This is a genomic window from Dokdonella aquatica (assembly GCF_051987395.1).
Lineage (GTDB): Bacteria > Pseudomonadota > Gammaproteobacteria > Xanthomonadales > Rhodanobacteraceae > Dokdonella.
Genome location: NZ_CP197094.1, coordinates 3,566,942 through 3,586,865, shown reverse-complemented (window position 1 = coordinate 3,586,865; position 19,924 = coordinate 3,566,942). Strand labels below are relative to the sequence as shown.

Genomic DNA, 19,924 nt, shown 5'->3' with positions numbered 1-19,924 from the left:
CCACACCACGAAACGGACCTCGATCATGCACAGGGGATGCGTGCTCGCTCTCACGCTGCTGCTGGCGGCAGCCTGCCGCACGGCACACGCTGTGGACACCGATGCAGCGCCGAAGGCGGAGATTTCACGCTGGAGCCTCACCCTCACGTTCCCTCAGCCGATGGACAGCTGGAGCAACGCGACGAGAGATGACTGGCTGACGCTGGCCCCCGCCTTGCCGACGCGTTGCCACTGGTCGTCGGACACGCGGCTCTCCTGCACGTTCGCCGATGACACGAAGGCATCCGCTGCCACGCGCTATCGCATCCGGATTCCCGCAGGACTCGTCACACGCACGGGCGAGGCACTGCCCGCTTTCGATCTCGAGGCGGAGACCGACCGGCCGAAGCTGCGAGCTTCGATCGCGAAATGGAACGACGGCCTGCCGACGCTCGAGCTGCACCGTGACGATGACATCGAGACAACGGCGATCACCGGCGTGCTGCGCCTGACCATCGCCGATGTCGAGCATCCGGTCGTGCTGCGCGACGTGCCGCCGGAAGGCCGCTACGACAGCGGCCACACCGAGGTGGTCCTGCCTGCCTCGATTCCGCGTGACGCCAAGCTCGTGCTGGCCATCCGCCCGGGCCTGAAGTCGAAGGCCGGCCCGCTCGAGGGCATCCAGGACGAAGTCCTCGCCGACGCGACGATCAACGAGCGCTTCCGGCTGCGCGAGGCGACCTGCGACACGCCCAGGGACGGCAGGAAACGCCCCGCCGACGCACGCCACCTGCGTTGCAAGCCCGGCATGATCACGCTCGCGTTCTCGCGCGCGCCCGACGCCGACGCGATCGAAGCCTTCGCACGCACGCTGCGCGCGCCGATGCGCCTGGACACGAAGCGCAGCGACACCTTCAGCGGCGGCAGCTACTCGCCACGCGGCGTGAAGGCACCTTCGCATGCCGTGCTGCTCGTCCTCGACGAACCACGCAAGCGGGCGCGCATCACGCTGCCGGCGTCGATGCGCAGCGGCGGGGATACGCTCGCCGAAGACGTCGAGCTCCGCATCACGACCGGCGACCAACCTCCCGTGATCGCCTCGACGTACTCGAGGCACCTGCTCGCCGAGCGGACGCTCCCCGAACAGCTCGCCTGGTCGGTCAACGCACGCGACATTCCGTTCACCGTGGACGCGATCGGCCACGAGAACGCGAAGGACGAGGGTCGAACACGTGGCTGGCGCAGGAACCGCCCTCAGCCGATCCATTCCGCGATCATCGCCACCGCGATCGCCGAAGGCGGCTGGGCGTCGCTTCTTCCCGCGTCGGAACATTCGAGGTCCATGGAGATCGCAGCCCCCTCCATCGACCTGCTCGCGATGAGCGGCCGCCGCGACGTCATCGCCTGGGCGCATGCGTGGGACGACGGACGTGCGCTCGGCACGATCCCGCTCGAGCTGCTGCGCGACGGACGCGTCGTGGCCGAAGCCGTGACGGGCGAGGACGGCGTCGCGCGATTCGACCTTAACGCGACTAGCGAGGGCGACATCGACGAGTCGTCGGCGATCTGGGCCGTACGCGCACACCCCGCGAACGAGACATCATCCCTGGCGGTTGCCGTGCTCGCCTTGGACCATGCCGACATCGGCGAGCTCGCGGACGAGGCGTACTGGGGCGTCACCGACCGCCCGCTGTACCGTGCGGGCGACACCGTGCGCTACCGCCTCTGGCATCGCGAGGCCTCCGGCGGACGTTACCTGCCGACGTCGCGCAAGGCCGCACCGCAGCTCGCGCTGAGGAAACTCTTTAACGAGAAGCCGCTGCTCACGTGGCCTGCGACTTCACGCTACGGCGACGACCTTTCGGGCGAACTCGCGCTGCCTGCCCATCTCGACGACGACGACTACTGCATAGGACTCGTGCTAAAGAACGATTCCTACAGGAACGACGACCAGACCGGAGCGTGCTTCTTCGTCGGCACGCATCGTGCCCAGGACCTCTGGACCGATGCGACCTCGCCGGCCACATTGCTGCGCGATGGCGACACGTTCGCGCTCGACGTCGAGGCCGGCTATTACTCGGGTGGTGCCGCCGCCGGCGTCACGGTCAACAAGCTCCAGACCATGCTCACACCGCTGTCGCCATCGGTCGCATTCCCCGCGCATGCGGCCTACACGTTCATCGACGTGAACGACAACGACGCCGATGGCGGCCTGCCCGTCGCGGACGAAGCCGGCCTGCACGACACGACCGACGCGAAGGGACGTGCGCGCATCGAGATTCCGGTTCGTTTCGTGTCGCGCGAGCCCGAGAGCGCACTGACGCTACCCCCGTTCGGGTTGCTCAAAGTGACGGCTTCGGTCGGTCTGTCGGATCGCGAGGACACCGTCACGCGTGCGGCGCAGGTGCACTACACGCGCCACGATCGGTTCGTCGGCCTGCGCAGCGAACCGGCCTGGTTCGACGCGACGACGCCGATCCTGTTCGCGGCAGTCGTCATTGACCCGCAGGGCCAGACCTCACCGGATGCACAAGTAAAGGTCGAGGCGAGTTTCCAGGGCAACGGCGACGAGCCGGACCCCGCATCCACGCAGACGCTGGCGAGCTGCACGCTCGCCGGAACGGCGCCGACCGCCTGCGACGTCGCTCGCACGCGCAGCGGCTGGTACGTGTTCGAGGCGACGTCGGGCGACGCCGCGCCCACCCGCATCGCGCGCTACGTCCACGTGCCCCGCGATAATATGGGTAACCGCACGAACAGTCGCGACCGGGAAGCCTCGCTCGAACTTCTCGAAGAACCCGGGCACGCCGCGACCACGCTTCGCGTCGTGCTCGAGCACGCCCACGGTGCAGGTGACGTGCTGTTCGTGTTCTCGCGCGGCGACCGCATCCTCGGTCATCGCACCGCGCGGGTAGAAGGCGATCATCAGGTGTTCGCAGTCGACATCCCGGCCGAGGCACAAGGCGAGATCAAGCTGTGGGCTGCCGTACGCACGACCCGCCACGACGTCGACCTTCCCGCGGGATACCGCGTGCCGCCACGCGTGGAATGGACCTCCGTCGACGTCGTGGTCCGGGTCGATCCCGAGGCCACGTCACCGATCGCGATCGCATTCGCGGACGCCACGTCACGCCCGGGCCATGAGGTCCGCCTCACGGCGACGAATACGTCGCCGACGGAACGCGACGTCGTCGTCGCGGTCATGGACGATGCCTTGCGCGCCCTCGCCGGGAACAGGCTCGATTATTCGGACCCAGGCGGCCCGCACTGGCTCGGCGCGAACGATTACACCGACAACGACTTGAATCAGCACGATTTCAGTTATTGGAACCAGGCGAGCTGGAAACTCCAGGTGGAGCGCCCCCGCGACGCGCGGCGTCGCACGGCCATCGAATCGGCCATGCCGCCCTTCAGCATCGGATCCGACCGACTCGAGACCATCGTCGTGACCGGCTCGCGCATCCGGAGGGTCGATGTCTTCACGGAAGGCCAGGCACCGGTCCGCGGCGTGAAAGAGCGCGCATCCGCGGCAGGCCTCGTCGACGACGCGCTGCGCTCGCGTTTCGCCGATACCGCGTTCTGGATGCCCGGTACGCGCCTCGCTCCGGGCGAGTCGCGGGCATGGACGATCACCCTGCCCGACAACCTCACACGCTGGCGCGCGGTCGCGTGGAGCAGTGACGACGACGGCCACTTCGACATGGCCGACTCGGCCCTCGAAAGCGGGCTGCCGCTCGAGGCGCGCGTGCAGGCGCCGGTACGCGTGTTCTCGGGTGACGAGGCCGTACTGGCCGTCCATGCACGGCAGTCCGGCACGGTGCCACGGAAGGTCGTGGCCCGCATCGACACCGAGGGCGACGGCGTATCCGACACGATCTCGCACCGCTTCGTGCTGGCGCCGCAAGGCCAACGCAGCCTCAGGACACCGCTGAAGGCACACTCTCCGGGATCGCTGTCCACCACCGCCCGCATCCAAGGTGGCGGCGATCGGGACGCGGTCGGCGCGACCACCGAAGTCGCCACGACCGTTCGACGCACGCGCAGGACGCAGGCCGGCTGGATCACCGACGCGGGCGTGCGACTCGCGCTTCCGGTGCTGCCCGAGGGCACGGTCGCTGCCGACGTCTCGATCGAGGCGACACGCGGCATGGGCGCGTGGGCGCGCCAGTGGATCGACGACCTGCGTGATTACCCGCATCGCTGCTGGGAGCAGATCCTGAGCCGTGCCGTGGCCGCGGCGATCGCGATAGAACGCGGCCACGCCGCCTGGCCCGATGCACGCGCCGTCGTGCAGGAGGCGCTCGACAACAGCGCAGTGTTCCAGGACCACAACGGCAGCTTCCGCTATTTCCCACGCCTGCCGGGTGCCGTGTACGACGAAGAGCGCGGCGAAGTCGCGCTGACGGCCTACTCGCTCGAAGCCCTCACCCTGCTGAGTGGCCTCGGATACGCGGTGCGCGAGGACGTTATCGACGGCGCACTTACGTTCCTCGGCAAGCGTGCCAAGTCCCCGGATGGGAGCGACCGAAGCGACGTACGCCACGACGACGCCGTCATCGCCGCTGCCGCGATCGGTGCGAAGACGCCTCCGGTAGCCCCCGGAAGCACGGCGTGGACGACGCTGTCGGCGCCCGCACGCACGGCCGTCGTGCGCCAGCTCGCGACACGTTTGCCCGCCGTCGCACGCGACGCACTCTCGTCGCTCCTGGCCGAAGCGCCATTGAAGGCGGGCGCGCGCAGCTTCCGTGCCGCGACGAGAAGCGACCGCTGGATGGGATCGGACATGGCCGTGCAGTGCACGCTGATCGAGCTCGTCGCACGGCATCCCGACCTCGCACCACCCGGCACCGATGCGCAACTCATGCGCGGCCTCGTCGACCTCCACGCCGGCGGCCAGCCCGCGGTCGACACGCAGACCGGCGCACGCTGCCTGATCGCCGCCCGTGCCGCCGAACCGCCGCATGCGACGGCCGTGACGTCGACGGTCTCGATCACGCACGGCGAGACCCGCGATACGCTCGTCGTGCCCGCAACCGGCGAACCGGCGCTCTGGCGGGGTACCGCGCCCGCCGGAACCGTCTTCGGACTCGGCAGCGAGACGGCCGACAAAGCCGCGCTGGGCTTCGTCGCCACCGCCGGGTACGACGAGGAGATGCGCGAAGCGGTCCCGTCCGCGATGGGGCTGGCGATCGAGCGGCATCACGGCGTGTTGCGCGACGGAACCTGGGTGCCTGTTGCGAACGTCGCGCTTCGCGACAGCGACTGGATACGCACGACGCTCGTCGTCACGACCGCCGCCCCGCGCCACTTCGTCGCGCTGACCGATTCGGTCGCCGGCGGCCTGCAGCCGACCGACCTCAGCCTGGGCGGCGTCGCTGGCGTGACCCTGGAGAGCGTGTCCGACACCGGCAGCGGGTACTTCGCGACGCGCAAGCTCGATCCACGCTCACCACGCTTCTACGCCGAGTACCTGCCGGCCGGAACGCACGAAGTCCACTACTTCGCGCGCGTCGGCAACGCCGGCGACTATCTCGCTGCACCGGCCGTGGCCGAACTCATGTACGGCAACGCGACGCACGCGCGCACGGCATCGGTGCGACTGCGCATCGCGTCCACGTCGACGCACGACTGACGGGCCGCCCCGTCCCCTCACACGCCCTGGCGTGGAGGGCAGCCCCGAAAGCACGAAAGCCGCTGCGGGGCAGCGGCTTTCGTCGGAACACGTCCGGCGCGCGTACGCCGGTCGGTGGGCTCAGCGGCGCGCGCGTACGCGCTTCGAAAGCGCATCGACGCGCGCGATCAGCGCATCGACATCGGCCTTCGACGGCACACCGGCGTACGAGAGCACGCGGCCGGTGCCGCGCTCGAGGGCCGCTTCGGCCTGCGCGCGGACCGCGACGAGGCGCTCGCGCACGGGCTTGAAGCGCACGCTCGCGACGGTCTGCGCGTCACGCGCGACGCTGCGCGCGTAGGTGCCGCCGCGCGCGCGCAGCGACTCGCCTTCGGCGGCGAGCACGTCGAACGTCGCCAGCGCCTGCTTGCGCGCGAGCGAGAACGCGCCGAGGCCGGCGAGCCACAGCTTGCGAGCCACGTCGTCCTTCGCCACCACGGTGCCCGCACGGCGGGCCTTGATCTGCTTGGTCATCGCATCGTTCCTCCAGGGACACCGCACGCTGCGGCGAGGGTCGCGATGATCGGCCGCGGACATCGAGCAATCACACTACCGCGCGCAGGCCTGCCATCACACGAGGCTCAGGCCCCATGCGCGCGCAGCGGTCCGTCCTCCATCGCGACGGACACGGCGTATCCGCTCAGCGATGCGGACGGATCTGCGTGCTTTCCTGCTTGCGATCCCAGGCGCGCAGCTCGTCACGGATATGCGCGATGCCCTGGCGGCCGAGCGTGTTGCGCTTCTCGTCGAGCACGCTCGCGTCGAGCAACTCGGCGAGGCGCTGAGCGGTCGGCAGCAGCGCGTCCCAGGCATCGAGCGCGGGCAGCGGGCCGGGCAGCGCGAGGAAGAACGTGACGCCCGGCGTGGCCAGCGTGTCGACGCGGGCCATGTCGAAATGGCCCGGCTTGACCATGTTGGCCATGCTGAAGATCGGACCCTTCTCGTGCTTGCCGGCAAGCATGCGGTGGAAGATGCCGCGGTCGCCGAACACGAGGCCGGCCTTTTCGGCCGCGACGACGAGGTCGCTGCCGGTGATCGTCTCGCCGGGACGCGCGCACACGAACACGGTGACGATGCGGTCGATCGGGCCTTCCGGGCGCACGCCGACCAGCGGCCGCGGCGGCAGCTTCGGCGCGCGCGGCTCGGCATCGGCGGCATCGCCGAGCAGGTCGAGCTGCTCGCCGTCGCCCTCGGTGACCGCGTCGAGGCGATCGGTGTCGTCATCGCCGTCGAAGGTCGGCTCGACGCGCTCGCCGCTGGTGCCGCGCGACGGCGGCGGCTTGCGCGTGCCCTGCCCCGGCTTGCGCGGACGCCCGAAGAAATAGATCAGGGCGAGCGTGACGAGGCCGACGACGAGGATGATGAAGCGCATCTCGCCGGTGCCCAGGGCCTGTTGTTCCATCGTGTCCTCCTGCCGGCCGCGGTCACGCGGCGCCGGCGAGTTTAGCGGCTTCGGCGAGATCGACCTGCACGAGGCGCGACACGCCCGGTTCGCGCATGGTCACGCCGCAGAGCTGGCTGGCCGCTTCCATCGTCACCTTGTTGTGGGTGACGAAGATGAACTGCACGCGCTCGCTCATCTCCCTGACCATCGACGAGAAGCGGCCGACGTTGGCCTCGTCGAGCGGCGCATCGACCTCGTCGAGCAGGCAGAACGGCGCGGGATTGAGGCGGAAGATCGAGAACACGAGCGCGACCGCGGTCATCGCCTTCTCGCCGCCCGAGAGCAGCGAGATCGAGGTGACGCGCTTGCCGGGCGGCCGCGCCATGATCGCGACGCCGGTCGAAAGCAGGTCTTCGCCGGTCAGTTCGAGGTAGGCCTGGCCACCGCCGAACAGGCGCGGGAACAGTTCCTGGAAGCCCGTGTTGACCTGATCGAAGGTCTCCTTGAAGCGCTGGCGCGTCTCGCGGTCGATCTTGCGTATCGCGTTCTCGAGCGTCTCGAGCGCGGTGCCGAGATCGGTCAGCTGCGCGTCGAGATAGACCGCACGCTGCGACTTCTCCTCGTACTCCTGGATCGCGGCGAGGTTGACGGGCTCGAGGCGGCGGATCTTGGTCTCGATGTCGTCGAGGTCGGCCTGCCAGCGCTTCGCATCGATGTCCTCGGGCAGCTCGGAGAACAGCGATTCGATCTCGAAGCCGGCCTCGGCGATCGCCGCGGTGAGGGCCTGCGCGCGCAGGCGGTGCTCCTGTTCGCCGAGGCGCAGGTCGGAAAGGCGCTGGCGACGCTCGGTGAGCCCGTCGACGATCGCGTTGCGCTCGTGGTCGAGTCGGCGCAGTTCGCCGTCGCAGTCCTCGAGTGCGCGACGCGCCTCGACGAGCTGGCGGTCGACGAGCAGGCGCTGGTCGAGACAGACCTGGCGCTCGGCCTCGAGATCGGCGAGCGGGTCGCCGCTGGATTCCATCTGCGCGGCGATCTCGGCGCGGCGCGAATCGAGCTGCACGAGCTGACCCTGCATGCGCTGCAGCGACTGCTCGAGCGAGGTCAGCGCGGCACGCTTGGATTCGACCGACAGCGCAGCCTGGTGATAGGCCTCGCGGGCCTCGCGCGCGTTCATGCGCGCTTCCTCGCGCGCCTCGAGCTTGCGCCGGCGTTCGGCATCGAGCTGCTGGCGCTGCTGCTCGAGGTCGCCCATGCGCGCGACGGCCGAGTCGAGGCGACCGCGCGCCTCGCGGGCCTGCTCGCGATCGGCATCGAGCTTGGTGATCAGTTCGCCGAGTTCGCCGTCGACGCGCTGCAGGCGCTCGCGCGCGCCGTCGAGGCGTCCACGCTGGCTCTGCAGCTGGCCCGCGATCTCGGCGAGGCGACGCTGGGTCATGTAGACCTCGCGCTGCGCGTCGTCGCGCTGGCGCTCGGCCTCGACGCGTGCGAGCTTGGAATCGTCGAGCTGGGTCGCGTGCTCGTCGAGTTCGGACTCGAGCTGGGCGATGCGCTCGCCGAGCGCGACGATCTCGCGTTCGCGCGCGAGCACGCCGACCTGCGAGCCCTGCGCACGCGCGACGCGCGCAAAGCCGGCACCGAGCCATTCGCCTTCGGGCGTGATAAGCGATTCGCCGCGTGCGAGCGAGGCCGCACCGTGACGCGCGTCGTCGAGCGTGGCCGCGGTGCGCACGCGCTCGAGCAGTGCGAGCACGGAGGACGGACCGCGCACATGCGCGGCGAGCGTGCCGGGCGCGCCGCCCGATGAGGCGTCCTGCGCGAGCAGCGTGAGGTCGGCTTCGGCCAGCGCAGCGAGTTCGGCGGCGAGTTCGGTCGGCGCGTCCACGAGCACCGCGTCGAGCCAGCCCTGCAGCACGGTCTCGACCGCGCGCTCCCAGCCGGTATCGACATCGAGCACTTCGCCGAGACGGCGCGCATTCGACAGGCCGAGGCGCGCGAGCCATGTCGACGCACCACCGGCATCCTCGGCGAGCGCGGCGTGCTGCAGCGCCTCGAGCGAGGCGAGGCGGCCGCGCGATTTCTCGAGCTCGCTGCGCTTGGTGCTCAGCATCGCCTGCAGCTGGCGTTCCGATTCGACGATGCGCTCGAAATCGACGCGGCGTTCGTCAAGGGTGCCACCGAGGGTTTCGGCCTGCTCGCGCAGGTTGGCGTGGTCGTCTTCGAGCGTGCCGAGGATGCGGCCGAGTTCGTCGAGGTCGGCGGCCTTGCGCTCGGCCTCGAGCGCGTCGCGACGACGATCGGCCTCGACGCACTGACGGTCGAGATAGTCCAGTCGCGTGCGCTCGATCTCGGCGGCCTGCGAGGCCTCGGAGCTCGAACGCGCGTAGGTGTCCCACTGCTCCTGCCACTCGGCGATGCTGGCTTCGGCCTCGCGCAGCACCTCGGCGGCACCTTCGACGGCTTCGTTCATCGCTTCGTGCTGCGGCGCCGAATCGGCGAGCGCGAGGCGCAGCGTCTCGGCCTGCGCAGTGTCGCCACCGATGTGATCGGACAGCTCGGTCCATGCACGCTCGGTCTCGACGCGCGCGCGCTCGAGCTGCTCGCCGAGCACGCGGCTGTGCTGGATCTGCTGCTCGACGCGTGCGATCTCGGCACCGACCTTGTAGACCTCGGCCTGCACCGCGTTGAGGTGCTCGGTCGCCGCGCCGTGGCGCTCGCGGCTGGTCTCGATGAGGGCTTCGCGCTGGCGCTGCTCGGCGAGCTGCTGCTCGATCGCGAGCTCGGCCTGGCGCAGCGCGCCGGCCTGGTCCTCGAGCTCGGCCTTGGCCGTGCGCAGCGTGACCGCCTTGAGCTCGGCCTCCTTGCGCTTGTGCTGGGCCTGCAGTTCCTGCCAGCGCTCGGCCGCCTTGGCCTGCCGGTTGAGGTGCCCGAGCTGCTTGTCGACTTCCTCGCGCACGTCGCGCACGCGGTCGAGGTTCTCGCGCGTGGCCTTGATGCGGCTCTCGGTCTCCTTGCGGCGCTCCTTGTACTTGGAGATGCCGGCCGCCTCCTCGAGATGCCCGCGCAGCTGCTCGGGATCCGATTCGACGATCTGGCTGATCATGCCCTGCTCGATGATCGAGTAGCTGCGCGGACCGAGGCCGGTGCCGAGGAAGATGTCGGTGATGTCGCGGCGACGGCAGCGCGTGCCGTTGAGGAAGTACTGCGACTGGCCGTCGCGACTGACCGTGCGCTTGACCGAGATCTCGTTGAAGTGCGCGTACTCGCCGACGATCGTGCCGTCGGCGTTGTCGAACACGAGCTCGACCATCGCCTGGCCGACCGGCTTGCGCGAGCTCGAGCCCGAGAAGATCACGTCGGTCAGCGAATCGCCGCGCAGGCGGCTCGCCGCACTCTCGCCCATGACCCAGCGGATCGCGTCGATGATGTTCGATTTGCCGCAACCGTTCGGCCCGACCACCGCCGACATGTTGGTCGGCAGGTGCAGCGACGTCGGGTCGACGAACGACTTGAAGCCCGCCAGCTTGATCGTGGTCAGTCGCATGCGTGTCGCGTCGTCCGTGCAGTCGTGGAATCAGCGCGCCGCATCGGCGGGCGCAGGGGGGGCGGGTTCGGTCGTCGTCGGCGTGGCGACCTCGATCTTCGCATCGCTGCGCAGCTTCTCGAGGCGGCGATCGGACAACTGCGCGACGAGGGTCGCGCGGATGCCGTCCTTGACGTCATCGAACTTCGGCGGCGTGAACGGCGTGGTCGCGGTCACGTGCACGACGTGCCAGCCGTACGGCGTCTGCACGGGCACTTTCGAGGTCTCGCCGGCCTTGAGCGTGGCGAGCACCTTGGCGAGCGGCTCGGGAATCTGGTTGAGGTGCACCCCGGGATAGGCGCCGGCCTGCAGCGCCTTGCCGCGCCATGCGTCGAACACCTCGGCGAACGGCTTGGACATCGCCTCGTCGGCGACTGCGAGCGCGGTCTCCTCCTTGTCGAAAAGAAGCTGCGTGAAGTCGTACTGCGCGCTGCCGGCGCGTGCGGTCTGCTGGTCGTACTCGCCCTTGAGCACGCTGTCGTCGATCGTCGCCTCGTTGCGGATGCGCACGATCGACGCATTGGCGATGCCCTGCAGGCGGCTGATCTCGACCTCGGCCGCGAACACCGCGTCCCTGGCGAAGCCCTGCTTGTCGGCCTCCTGTGCGAGCAGCACGTAGTCGGTCAACTCCTTGAGCGCACGCTCGCGCTGCTCGGGCACGGAGAGGTCGAGTTCGCGCCCGCGCGCCAGCGCCTCGAGCAGCACCTGCGGCACGGGCTGGCCGTTGACGGTCTCGGCGACCGGCAGGCCGGCAGGGAGTCCATCGGGCGCCTTGCCGCCCGAACACGCCGCGAGGGCGAGTGCGAGCATGGCCGTCAGTGCCGCTGGGTACCGCTGGGTCATCGTGTGTCCTCCGGAAGACGCGCGTCGATCGCGAGCGCGTGGATGTCGGTCTGCATGAGGTCGCCCATCGCCGCGTAGACCGCGCGATGACGCGCGAGCGGCGCCTGGCCGCGGAATGCCTCGCTGGCGAGCTCGACGCTGAAATGACCACGACCGTCACGCGCGCCGGCGTGGCCCGCATGACGATGGCTGTCGTCGCGCACGACGAGATGCGTCGGGGCGAAGGTCTGTTCGAGGCGTTCGCGGATGACCGCGACGCGATCGATCACGGCAGCACCTTGCGGAACGGCCGCACGCTGACCTCGCGGTACACGCCCGCGGCGAGGTAAGGATCGGCGTCGGCCCAGGCCTGCGCCGTGGCGAGGTCGCCGAACTCGGCGACGATGAGGCTGCCGGTGAAGCCCGCGGGACCCGGATCCTCGGCGTCGATCGCCGGGAACGGCCCGGCAAGGAGCAGCCTGCCGGCGTCGCGCAGCTGCTCGAGGCGAGCGACGTGTGCCGGGCGCGCGGCCATGCGGCGCTCGAGGGAATCGGCCGTGTCGATGCCGGTGATGACGTACCACATGCGAGGGGCTTCCGCGGGGGGATCGTCATGTTAGCCGAAGCCTGCGCGGTGAAGGTGCTGGACTTGGCCGGCGCGACGCCTTACGCTAGCGCACGAATCGGTGGGAACGCGGCATGTAGCGTTCCCGCGAGGGTCCGGCGGGTACCGGACCACGCCTCCCCGGCTCATCCTGCGTATCGACCATCCCGGACTGGACTCTTCCCGGGCGCCCCACGGCAGTCGGTGCGACGTTGCAGAACCGCTCGACCACCCATCGCGCTGGCGGATGCCGGGAACGGGAACTCCCGACGATGGGCCGCGAACGGCGCCGGCGATTCCGGCAAGGCACACGATTCGGTAACACCCCTCGATGGCGTTGGGCGCCCCGTGCAGCCCGTGCCACAGGACAGTCGCATGGTGACGGCGCGATGTCGCCGGCCACGCCCACGGGTCCGCCGCGCAGCGTCGCGCGGGCCGATGCCACGACATGAATGCCACGGGATCCAGGTACGCGTTGCGCCGTGAGGCGCCGGCAGGCCGGATCGGACCATGACCAACCCCCAAGCCGAACTCCAGAACCAGGACAGCGACTCGGGCAACGCCTTCGCCGGCGTGCCGCAGCAGCAGGAGATGCCGCTCGCGATCGTGCGCGGCGAGCCGGTGCTGCAGATGCCGCAGGACCTCTACATCCCGCCCGATGCGCTCGAGGTCATCCTCGATGCGTTCGAAGGTCCGCTCGACCTGCTGCTGTACCTGATCCGCCGCCAGAACCTCGACATCCTCGACATCCCGGTCGCCGAGATCACGCGCCAGTACGTCGACTACATCGACCTGATGCAGGAGATGCGCTTCGAGCTCGCGGCCGAATACCTCGTCATGGCCGCGATCCTCGCCGAGATCAAGTCGCGCCTGCTGCTGCCGCGCCCGCCCGACGCGGAAGGCATCGAGGACGATCCGCGCGCCGAACTCGTGCGTCGCCTGCAGGAGTACGAGCGCTTCAAGAAGGCCGCCGAGGACATCGACGCCCTGCCCCGCCTCGAGCGCGACACCGTGGTCGTCGCGGCGTTCGTGCCGGACCGCAACATCATCCGCCTGCCGCCGCCGGTCGAACTGCGCGAACTGCTGCTCGCCCTCAAGGACGTGATCAAGCGCGCCGAGCTCACCGGCCACCACGAGATCCAGCGCGAGGCGCTGTCGGTACGCAACCGCATGAGCGACGTGCTGCGCGACCTCGGCGACGGCAGTTTCCACCGCTTCGAGACGCTGTTCGTGCTCGAGGAAGGCCGTCGCGGCGTCGTCGTGACGTTCCTCGCGATCCTCGAGCTCGCCAAGGAGCAGCTCATCGAGATCAGCCAGGGCGAAGCCTTCGCTCCGATCTACGTCAAGTCGCTGGCGACCGCCGGCGAATCCGAATCGAGCCCATGATCGAACCCGACTCGCTCAAGCGCATCATCGAGGCCGCCCTGCTCGCGGCCAGCAACCCGCTGTCGCCCACGCAACTGCTCGCGTTGTTCGGCGACGAGGAAATGCCCTCGCACGACGACATCGCCCACGCGCTCGCCGATCTGCAGGCCGACTGCGAGACGCGCGGCATCGAGCTCGTCGAGGTTGCCTCGGGTTTCCGTTACCAGGTCCGCGCCGAGGTGCACGGCTGGGTCGCGCGCCTGTGGACCGAGCGACCCAGCCGCTACTCGCGCGCCCTGCTCGAGACGCTCGCGCTGATCGCCTACCGCCAGCCGATCACGCGCGGCGAGATCGAGCAGATCCGTGGTGTCGCGGTGTCGACCAACATCGTCAAGACACTCGAGGAGCGCGAGTGGGTGCGCGTGGTCGGTTACCGCGACATGCCCGGCAAGCCCGCGCTGCTCGGCACGACGCGCGGCTTCCTCGACTACTTCAACCTCAAGTCGCTCGATGAACTGCCCGCGTTGAGCGACATCCGCGACATCGAGGAATTCGATCCGCAACTGGCCCTCGACGGCGCGCCGATCGCACGCATCGCCGCTCCGTCTGCGGATACCGCAGACGATGAAGCCACCGGCGAAGGCGAGCTTCCCGAAGCCGACGTGCAGGCGCTCGCCGACGCGGCGGCGTCACTCGGCGACGTGCAGGACGGCGCGGCTGACGGCGCGGACGCCGAAACCGACGCCGTCGCCGGCACGGTCGACGCGACCGACGCGACGATCGATCAGCCCGTCGACGACGAACCAGGCGACGCACCGGCCGACGACGACGTCGGCACGGACGCCACCACGCACGACAACACCGCCGCGACGCCCGACACCGATGTCGACGCCGACGGCCACGATTCCGAAACCCCCGATTCCGGCGACGACGCCGACACTTCTACCCCCAAGACCTCGCCGAAGCGCGATGGCGGCACCACGGAGCACGACGCATGACTTCCCCCGTACGCAATGTCCTTTCCCTCAAGCGCTCGGTGTCCGAGGAGACCGCCGGCACGATCGAGGAACGCCTGCACAAGGTGCTCGCGACGGCGGGGCTCGGCTCGCGGCGCATGCTCGAGAACCGCATCGAAGCCGGCGAGATCCAAGTCAACGGCACGGCCGCTCCGGTCGGTTCGAGCGTTCGCCCGGGTGACCGCGTCGAGCTCGACGGCAAGCGCTTCGTCGTGATCAGCGACAACGCCGAGCACGCCCAGGTGCTGGCCTACAACAAGCCCGAGGGCGTGGTCACCACGCGCGAGGATCCCGAAGGCCGCCCGACCGTGTTCGAGCAGCTGCCGCGCCTCAAGGGCGCGCGCTGGATCGCCGTCGGCCGCCTCGACATCAACACGACCGGCCTGCTCCTGCTGACCACCGACGGCGATCTCGCCAACGCGCTCATGCATCCGCGTTCGGAGCTCGAGCGCGAGTACATCTGCCGCGTGCACGGCGAGGTGCCCGACGAGGTGATCGAGCGCCTGCGCAGCGGCGTCGAGCTCGAGGACGGTCCCGCGCATTTCGACGACATCGGCGTGATCAGCCGTGGCGGCAGCCATTCGTGGTTCCGCGTCGTGATCCGCGAAGGCCGCAACCGCGAGGTGCGCCGCATGTGGGAGGCCGTCGGCCTCATGGTCAGCCGCCTCAAGCGCGTGCGCTACGCGAACGTCGAGCTGCCGCGCCTGCTCAAGCGTGAACACAGCGTCGAACTCGAGGCCGACCAGGTCAAGGCGCTGCGCGAGATCTGCGGTGCCGGCGAGCCCGAGCCGCGCCTCACGCTCGCACCGGTGATCGGCCAGCGCCGTGCCGCGACGACCGAATTCCGTCCCGATCCGAAGGCCCAGGCCGGCTGGAGCGGTGCACGCAACGACGAAGCGCGCGAGTTCGCCGCGTTCGACCGCATCCGCGACGACGGCTGGCGTGCGCCCTCGGGCAACAAGGGCAAGCGTGCGCGCGGCGGCGGTGGCCCGCGTCCGAGCCGTCCGCGTCCGGCCGCTGGCCAGGGCGAGGGTTCCAAGTACGTCGATCCGGGCCTCAACCCGGCCGTGCTGCGCAGCTGGTTCCCCGATGCCAAGCTGCCCGGCGACCGCCGCGGCAAGCCGGCACGCGGTCCGCGTCCGGATGTGCCGGGCCGCGGTCCCAACCGTGCACCGTCGTCGTCGCAGCAAGGTGGTGACGTCAACGGCAACGTCGCGCCACGCGGCTACCAGGGTCGTGGCGGCGATGCCCCGCAGGGCAATCGCGGACCGCGCGGTGGCGGCGGCGGCAACGGCAACCGCGGCAACTATGGCGACGCCCATGGCAATCGCGGCACCTACGGCGACGCACACGGCAACCGTGCACCGTTCGGCGACGATGCGCGCGGCAACCGCGGCCCGCGTGGCCCGCGTTCGAACGACGACTCGATCGGCAACCGCGCCCCGCGCGAGGACGGCAATCGCGGCAACACCTGGGGCAACCGCGGCAGCGCAGCGCCGGGCAATGCGCCGCGTCGCGGTCCGGGCGGCGGCGGTGGTCGTCCCGACGGCAATCGTGGCCCTTCCGCGGGCGGTGGCGGCCGTGGACCGGGCGGCGGTGGCCGCCCGGGTGGCGGCAACCGAGGTCCTGCCGGCGGCGGACGCCCGGGCGGCGGCAATCGTGGTCCTTCCGGCAGCGGTGGCGGCAACCGCCGCGGCGGTGGTGGCGGCAATGGCCCGCGCCGTCCGCAGTAACGCGACGGCACACGCGTGACGAAAAAAGGCGGAGCTCAGGCTCCGCCTTTTTCGTTTCCGCAGCCCGTCATCGGGGAGATCGATCGCGGCACCACGCCGAGTCGAGTTTCACGTTCGACCGTCCCACCAGGACCATCGCCCTCGATCTCGCCGAAGCGCTACGCGGTTGCACCGATTCGGCGGACACTCCGCCGACCGATCATGGCGACGAAGGCATCAGCCACACGCCGGCAACAAAAAAGGCGGAGCTCGCGCTCCGCCTTCTTCGCATCGCCGGAAGATCGTGGCGATCAGTCGAGCTTGAGGCCCTTCTTGTTGCTGTCGCGGCGCTTGCGCTCCTTCGCGGCGTAGTCGCCCTCGCAACCGCCCTTCTCGACCATGACGCAGCTCAGGTAGTCGGTCACCTCGACGAGCACGGCACGGATCGCCTTGCCGGCCGGCGTGTTCTTCTCGCTGGCGAGGTTGCCGCCGAAGCCGCCGCGGAACACGCCGACGCTGACGCCGCCACCCGAGGTACGGCCTTCGACCGTGCGCGAGAAGTCGACTTCACCGGTCTCGGCGTTAACGACGCGCACGTCGACCGCGATGTAGGCCTCGCTCTTCTTGCCGCCGAGCGAGATGCCCTTGAAGCTGACGCCACCGCCCGTGCTGGCCGTGTTCTCTTCGTACGCGGTCACGGTGCCCATGACGAGGTACTGCGCACCCGTCAGCTGGCCCATCTTGGCGCCGGTACCCGACTTCACGCGGCCCGACGCGGCGAGGTTCTGCTCCTCGAGCACCTTCTCGAGCTTGGCGCGCTCGACGACGCGGAAGTTGCCCGTGCTCGACAGCTCGTTGGAGAGCATGCCCGAGAGCTCCCAGCCCACGCCGCCACGCCACCATCCGGCACTCGTCTCGTTCTTGAACTCGGCGATGCCGACCGACGGCTTGCCGCTCTGCGCGGCTGCCGAACCGGCCATTCCGAGGCCGGCCACGGCCAGCATCGCGACGACGACGAACTTCTTCATGCTTCGGACTCCTAAAAATGGATTCGTATCGTGGATCGCATCTCGCGGAACACGCCCTTGCGTCGCGACTCGAACCGCATGCGTGGTCGTCGTTGCGACCGGCGCGCGCGCCGCCCCATTCGTCACGCATCCCGGCGATCCGCGGCATTCTAGCAGGGCAGTACAACGGAAATGAGGCGACGACACGGGCCACGCCGTGCACGGCGCACGCCGCAGGCGTCGATCCCGTCACAGTACGCAGGATGGGGCCGGAAGCTGACACGGCCGCCACGAATCCTGCATCGATCGCGCAGGTTTTGCGCATAACCCACTGGAAACATGCGATTAACCGCGCCGACACGGCGCGTGACGACACTGTGCGTGCCCCCTGGAGATTCCCGATGTCCCTGCTCGCCTTCGAACCCCACCTGCTCGGCTACCGCATCGAGCGCACCACCGATACCGAGGACGCGCCGTACCAGGTGTTCGCCCCTGACGACACCGGCGAGCTCGCGCGTTTCCGCGACCGCCCGTCGGCCGAGCAGTTCATCGTCATGCGCGAGCTGCGCGCGATCGAGACACGTCCGCGCCATCCTGCCTACTGAGCCCCGTAGCGGCTTGCCTGCACCGCCGCTTGCGTTCAAAGTGGCGCGCACCGCATGCGGAGCCGCCGGCTTGCAGGACGTCCAGCTCTACCACAATCCGCGCTGTTCCAAGTCGCGCGCCGCGCTCGAGCTGCTGCGCGGGCGAGGCCTCGAGCCGCGCATCGTGGCCTACCTCGACGAACCGCCCACGGTCGCCGAACTCGAGCGCCTGCTCGACCTGCTGGATCTCGAACCCCGCGCGCTCATGCGCCGCGACGAGGAGGCCTACCGTGAGCTCGGCCTCGACGATCCCTCGCTCGACCGCCGCGCGCTCGTCGAGGCCATGCACCGCGAACCGCGCCTGATCCAGCGCCCGATCGTCGTTTCGGGTTCACGCGCCGCGATCGGCCGTCCGCCCGAGGCGATCCTGGACATCCTCTGATGGACAAGCTGCAGGCGATGCAACTGTTCACGCGCGTTGTCGACGCCGGCAGCTTCACGGCCGGTGCCGAGCAGATGGGCATCTCGCGCGCACTCGCGAGCAAGCTCATCCAGAACCTCGAGGATGCGCTCGGCGTGCGCCTGCTCAACCGCACCACGCGCCGCATCAGCCTCACCGATCCGGGCAAGAACTACTACCAGCGCGTCGCCGACCTGCTCTCCCAGCTCGCCGAGGCGGAAGCCGAAGCCGCGGAACTGCAGGTCGAGCCGCGCGGGCGCCTGCGCGTGAGCGTGCCGATCTCGTTCGCGGTCGATCACCTCGCCGCCGCGTTCGCGGACTTCCAGCGCCGTTTCCCGCGCGTCGACCTCGAGCTCGGTCTCAACGATCGTCTCGTCGACATCGTCGACGAAGGCTACGACCTCGCGATCCGCATCAGCCGGCTCGCCGATTCGAGCCTCGTCGCGCGGCGCATCGCACCGGCCAGCCTCGCCGTCGTCGCGTCGCCGGCCTACCTCGCCGAGCACGGCACGCCGGTGCATCCGGACGACCTCGCCCGCCATGCGATCCTGATCTACACGCTGACCGCGAAGCCCGAGGAATGGACGTTCCTGCGCGGACCCGAGAGCGTGTCCGTCAAGATCCACGGCAAGCTGCACGTCAACAACGGCGACTTCATCGCCGCGACCGCGATCCACGGCGGCGGCATCGGCCTGCTGCCGAACTTCATCATCCACGAGGCCCTGCGCAGCGGCCGCCTCGTGCAGGTGCTGCCGGACTGGATCGTGCCGCCGATCGGCATCTACGCGGTGTATCCGCAGACGCGTGCCCTGCCCGCGAAGACGCGTGCGCTGATCGATTTCCTCGTCGAACGCTTCGGTCCCGAACCGCCGTGGGAGAACGTGCGGATTCCGCTGACCGCCGACGCGGTACGCAAGCCGCCGGTCAAGGGACGATCGTGAATTCGTCGGCGTCCCTCCACGCGGGGAACCGCGTGCGGTGGGCGACGAGCGCGGCGGGATCGAACGTCACCGTGACCACCTGCTCGACCGCACCGAGTTCGACCAGCGGCTGGCCCAGTGCGTCGAGCGCGACGCTGTCTCCGGCGTAGGAGAGCTCGTTGCCATCGACGCCGACGCGATTGACGCCGACCACGCAGGCGAGGTTCTCCATCGCACGCGCGCGCAGCAGCGTCGACCACGGATAGCGACGCGCCGCGGGCCAGTTCGCGACGACCACGAGCAGGTCGTAGTCGAAGCGCTCGGCGTCGCGGTCGTAGCGGTTGCGCAGCCACACCGGGAAGCGCAGGTCGTAGCAGACCTGCGGGCAGACACGCCAGCCGTTCAACTCCACGACGAGCCGCGCGTCTCCGCCACGGTAGCGCTCGTGCTCGCTGGCCATGCGGAACAGGTGGCGCTTGTCGTAGACGTCGAACGTCCCGTCCGGGCGCATCCACACGAGGCGGTTCACGCAGGCGTCGCCTTCGCGGATCACGAGGCTGCCGGTCACGACGGCTCCGACATCGGCCGCGAGCGCGGCCAGCCAGCGCAGGCCTTCGCCGTCCATCGTCTCGGCATTGCCGAGGGTCTCGTTCGTGAAGCCCGACAGGAACGTCTCGGGCAGCACGACGAGATCGGTCGTGCCCGCGAGCGGACGCGTGAGGCCCGCGTAGTAGTCGCGGTTCGCGGCGGCGTCGTGCCAGCGCGTGGCGCCCTGCACGAGCGAGACGCGCAGCGGCGTCGAGGGCAGCGTCGTCATGGT

The 19,924-nt window shown here is 69.7% G+C and carries 15 protein-coding genes; 7 read left to right on the top strand and 8 right to left on the bottom strand.

All coding sequences use genetic code 11. The features are described 5' to 3' along the window. Positions 1–25 precede the first annotated feature (25 nt). A complete protein-coding gene (locus ACQQ2N_RS15910) occupies positions 26–5,611 on the top strand; it encodes an alpha-2-macroglobulin family protein (protein ID WP_440222556.1) in 5,586 nt (1,861 codons plus the stop codon). Between the two features lie 120 nt (positions 5,612–5,731). Here the strand turns inward: ACQQ2N_RS15910 and ACQQ2N_RS15905 are convergent, their stop codons facing one another. From ACQQ2N_RS15905 to ACQQ2N_RS15880, 6 genes are all read right to left on the bottom strand, one after another. Beyond that, positions 5,732–6,124 carry a phasin family protein gene (locus ACQQ2N_RS15905; RefSeq protein ID WP_440222555.1) on the bottom strand — a complete coding sequence of 131 codons (393 nt, stop codon included), beginning with the start codon at positions 6,122–6,124 and terminating at the stop codon, positions 5,732–5,734. Between the two features lie 166 nt (positions 6,125–6,290). Beyond that, a complete protein-coding gene (gene zipA / locus ACQQ2N_RS15900; RefSeq protein WP_440222554.1) occupies positions 6,291–7,052 on the bottom strand; it encodes a cell division protein ZipA in 762 nt (253 codons plus the stop codon). 22 nt (positions 7,053–7,074) lie between these two features. Then, entirely contained in the window at positions 7,075–10,575 is a 3,501-nt protein-coding gene (gene smc / locus ACQQ2N_RS15895; protein ID WP_440222553.1) for a chromosome segregation protein SMC, read from the bottom strand. Positions 10,576–10,605: 30 nt separating this feature from the next. After that, positions 10,606–11,457, bottom strand: coding sequence for a peptidylprolyl isomerase (locus tag ACQQ2N_RS15890; RefSeq protein ID WP_440222552.1), 852 nt, complete (start codon positions 11,455–11,457; stop codon positions 10,606–10,608). Then, positions 11,454–11,723: a BolA family protein gene (locus ACQQ2N_RS15885; RefSeq protein ID WP_440225782.1), complete on the bottom strand. Its 270-nt coding sequence runs from the start codon at positions 11,721–11,723 to the stop codon at positions 11,454–11,456. Before ACQQ2N_RS15885 ends, ACQQ2N_RS15890 begins: the two co-directional genes overlap by 4 nt. After that, positions 11,723–12,022 carry a YciI family protein gene (locus ACQQ2N_RS15880; RefSeq protein ID WP_440222551.1) on the bottom strand — a complete coding sequence of 100 codons (300 nt, stop codon included), beginning with the start codon at positions 12,020–12,022 and terminating at the stop codon, positions 11,723–11,725. Before ACQQ2N_RS15880 ends, ACQQ2N_RS15885 begins: the two co-directional genes overlap by 1 nt. 528 nt (positions 12,023–12,550) lie before the next feature. Here ACQQ2N_RS15880 and ACQQ2N_RS15875 point away from each other — a divergent pair. From ACQQ2N_RS15875 to ACQQ2N_RS15865, 3 genes are read left to right on the top strand one after another with little or no spacing between them, the layout of a single operon-like run. Beyond that, positions 12,551–13,426: a segregation and condensation protein A gene (locus ACQQ2N_RS15875; RefSeq protein ID WP_440222550.1), complete on the top strand. Its 876-nt coding sequence runs from the start codon at positions 12,551–12,553 to the stop codon at positions 13,424–13,426. Next, on the top strand, positions 13,423–14,403 hold the full coding sequence (gene scpB / locus ACQQ2N_RS15870; RefSeq protein ID WP_440222549.1) for an SMC-Scp complex subunit ScpB: 981 nt from the start codon (positions 13,423–13,425) through the stop codon (positions 14,401–14,403). Before ACQQ2N_RS15875 ends, scpB begins: the two co-directional genes overlap by 4 nt. Next, entirely contained in the window at positions 14,400–16,154 is a 1,755-nt protein-coding gene (locus tag ACQQ2N_RS15865) for a pseudouridine synthase (protein ID WP_440222548.1), read from the top strand. The genes scpB and ACQQ2N_RS15865 overlap by 4 nt, the downstream gene beginning before the upstream one ends. Before the next feature lie 290 nt (positions 16,155–16,444). Here ACQQ2N_RS15865 and ACQQ2N_RS15860 read toward each other — a convergent pair whose 3' ends face one another. Then, a complete protein-coding gene (locus tag ACQQ2N_RS15860) occupies positions 16,445–17,161 on the bottom strand; it encodes a CsgG/HfaB family protein (protein ID WP_440222547.1) in 717 nt (238 codons plus the stop codon). Between the two features lie 380 nt (positions 17,162–17,541). On the opposite strand from ACQQ2N_RS15860, the gene ACQQ2N_RS15855 reads away from it, so the two are divergent. From ACQQ2N_RS15855 to ACQQ2N_RS15845, 3 genes are all read left to right on the top strand, one after another. Further along, positions 17,542–17,745, top strand: coding sequence for a hypothetical protein (locus ACQQ2N_RS15855; protein ID WP_440222546.1), 204 nt, complete (start codon positions 17,542–17,544; stop codon positions 17,743–17,745). Between the two features lie 70 nt (positions 17,746–17,815). Then, on the top strand, positions 17,816–18,166 hold the full coding sequence (gene arsC / locus ACQQ2N_RS15850) for an arsenate reductase (glutaredoxin) (RefSeq protein WP_440222545.1): 351 nt from the start codon (positions 17,816–17,818) through the stop codon (positions 18,164–18,166). Continuing rightward, the gene (locus ACQQ2N_RS15845) at positions 18,166–19,125 is read left to right on the top strand and encodes a LysR family transcriptional regulator (RefSeq protein WP_440222544.1); all 960 of its coding nucleotides are present in this window, start codon (positions 18,166–18,168) and stop codon (positions 19,123–19,125) included. The genes arsC and ACQQ2N_RS15845 overlap by 1 nt, the downstream gene beginning before the upstream one ends. Here ACQQ2N_RS15845 and ACQQ2N_RS15840 read toward each other — a convergent pair. Continuing rightward, on the bottom strand, positions 19,109–19,921 hold the full coding sequence (locus ACQQ2N_RS15840) for a nitrilase family protein (protein ID WP_440222543.1): 813 nt from the start codon (positions 19,919–19,921) through the stop codon (positions 19,109–19,111). The genes ACQQ2N_RS15845 and ACQQ2N_RS15840 overlap by 17 nt on opposite strands. Positions 19,922–19,924: the final 3 nt, after the last annotated feature.

What these genes read in the sequence shown, in the direction of transcription:
- ACQQ2N_RS15910 (WP_440222556.1), top strand. Translation starts at nt 26, where the DNA reads ATGCACAGGGGATGCGTGCTCGCTCTCACGCTGCTGCTGGCGGCAGCC.
- ACQQ2N_RS15905 (WP_440222555.1), bottom strand. Translation starts at nt 6,124, where the DNA reads ATGACCAAGCAGATCAAGGCCCGCCGTGCGGGCACCGTGGTGGCGAAG.
- zipA (WP_440222554.1), bottom strand. Translation starts at nt 7,052, where the DNA reads ATGGAACAACAGGCCCTGGGCACCGGCGAGATGCGCTTCATCATCCTC.
- smc (WP_440222553.1), bottom strand. Translation starts at nt 10,575, where the DNA reads ATGCGACTGACCACGATCAAGCTGGCGGGCTTCAAGTCGTTCGTCGAC.
- ACQQ2N_RS15890 (WP_440222552.1), bottom strand. Translation starts at nt 11,457, where the DNA reads ATGACCCAGCGGTACCCAGCGGCACTGACGGCCATGCTCGCACTCGCC.
- ACQQ2N_RS15880 (WP_440222551.1), bottom strand. Translation starts at nt 12,022, where the DNA reads ATGTGGTACGTCATCACCGGCATCGACACGGCCGATTCCCTCGAGCGC.
- ACQQ2N_RS15875 (WP_440222550.1), top strand. Translation starts at nt 12,551, where the DNA reads ATGACCAACCCCCAAGCCGAACTCCAGAACCAGGACAGCGACTCGGGC.
- scpB (WP_440222549.1), top strand. Translation starts at nt 13,423, where the DNA reads ATGATCGAACCCGACTCGCTCAAGCGCATCATCGAGGCCGCCCTGCTC.
- ACQQ2N_RS15865 (WP_440222548.1), top strand. Translation starts at nt 14,400, where the DNA reads ATGACTTCCCCCGTACGCAATGTCCTTTCCCTCAAGCGCTCGGTGTCC.
- ACQQ2N_RS15860 (WP_440222547.1), bottom strand. Translation starts at nt 17,161, where the DNA reads ATGAAGAAGTTCGTCGTCGTCGCGATGCTGGCCGTGGCCGGCCTCGGA.
- ACQQ2N_RS15855 (WP_440222546.1), top strand. Translation starts at nt 17,542, where the DNA reads ATGTCCCTGCTCGCCTTCGAACCCCACCTGCTCGGCTACCGCATCGAG.
- ACQQ2N_RS15845 (WP_440222544.1), top strand. Translation starts at nt 18,166, where the DNA reads ATGGACAAGCTGCAGGCGATGCAACTGTTCACGCGCGTTGTCGACGCC.
- ACQQ2N_RS15840 (WP_440222543.1), bottom strand. Translation starts at nt 19,921, where the DNA reads ATGACGACGCTGCCCTCGACGCCGCTGCGCGTCTCGCTCGTGCAGGGC.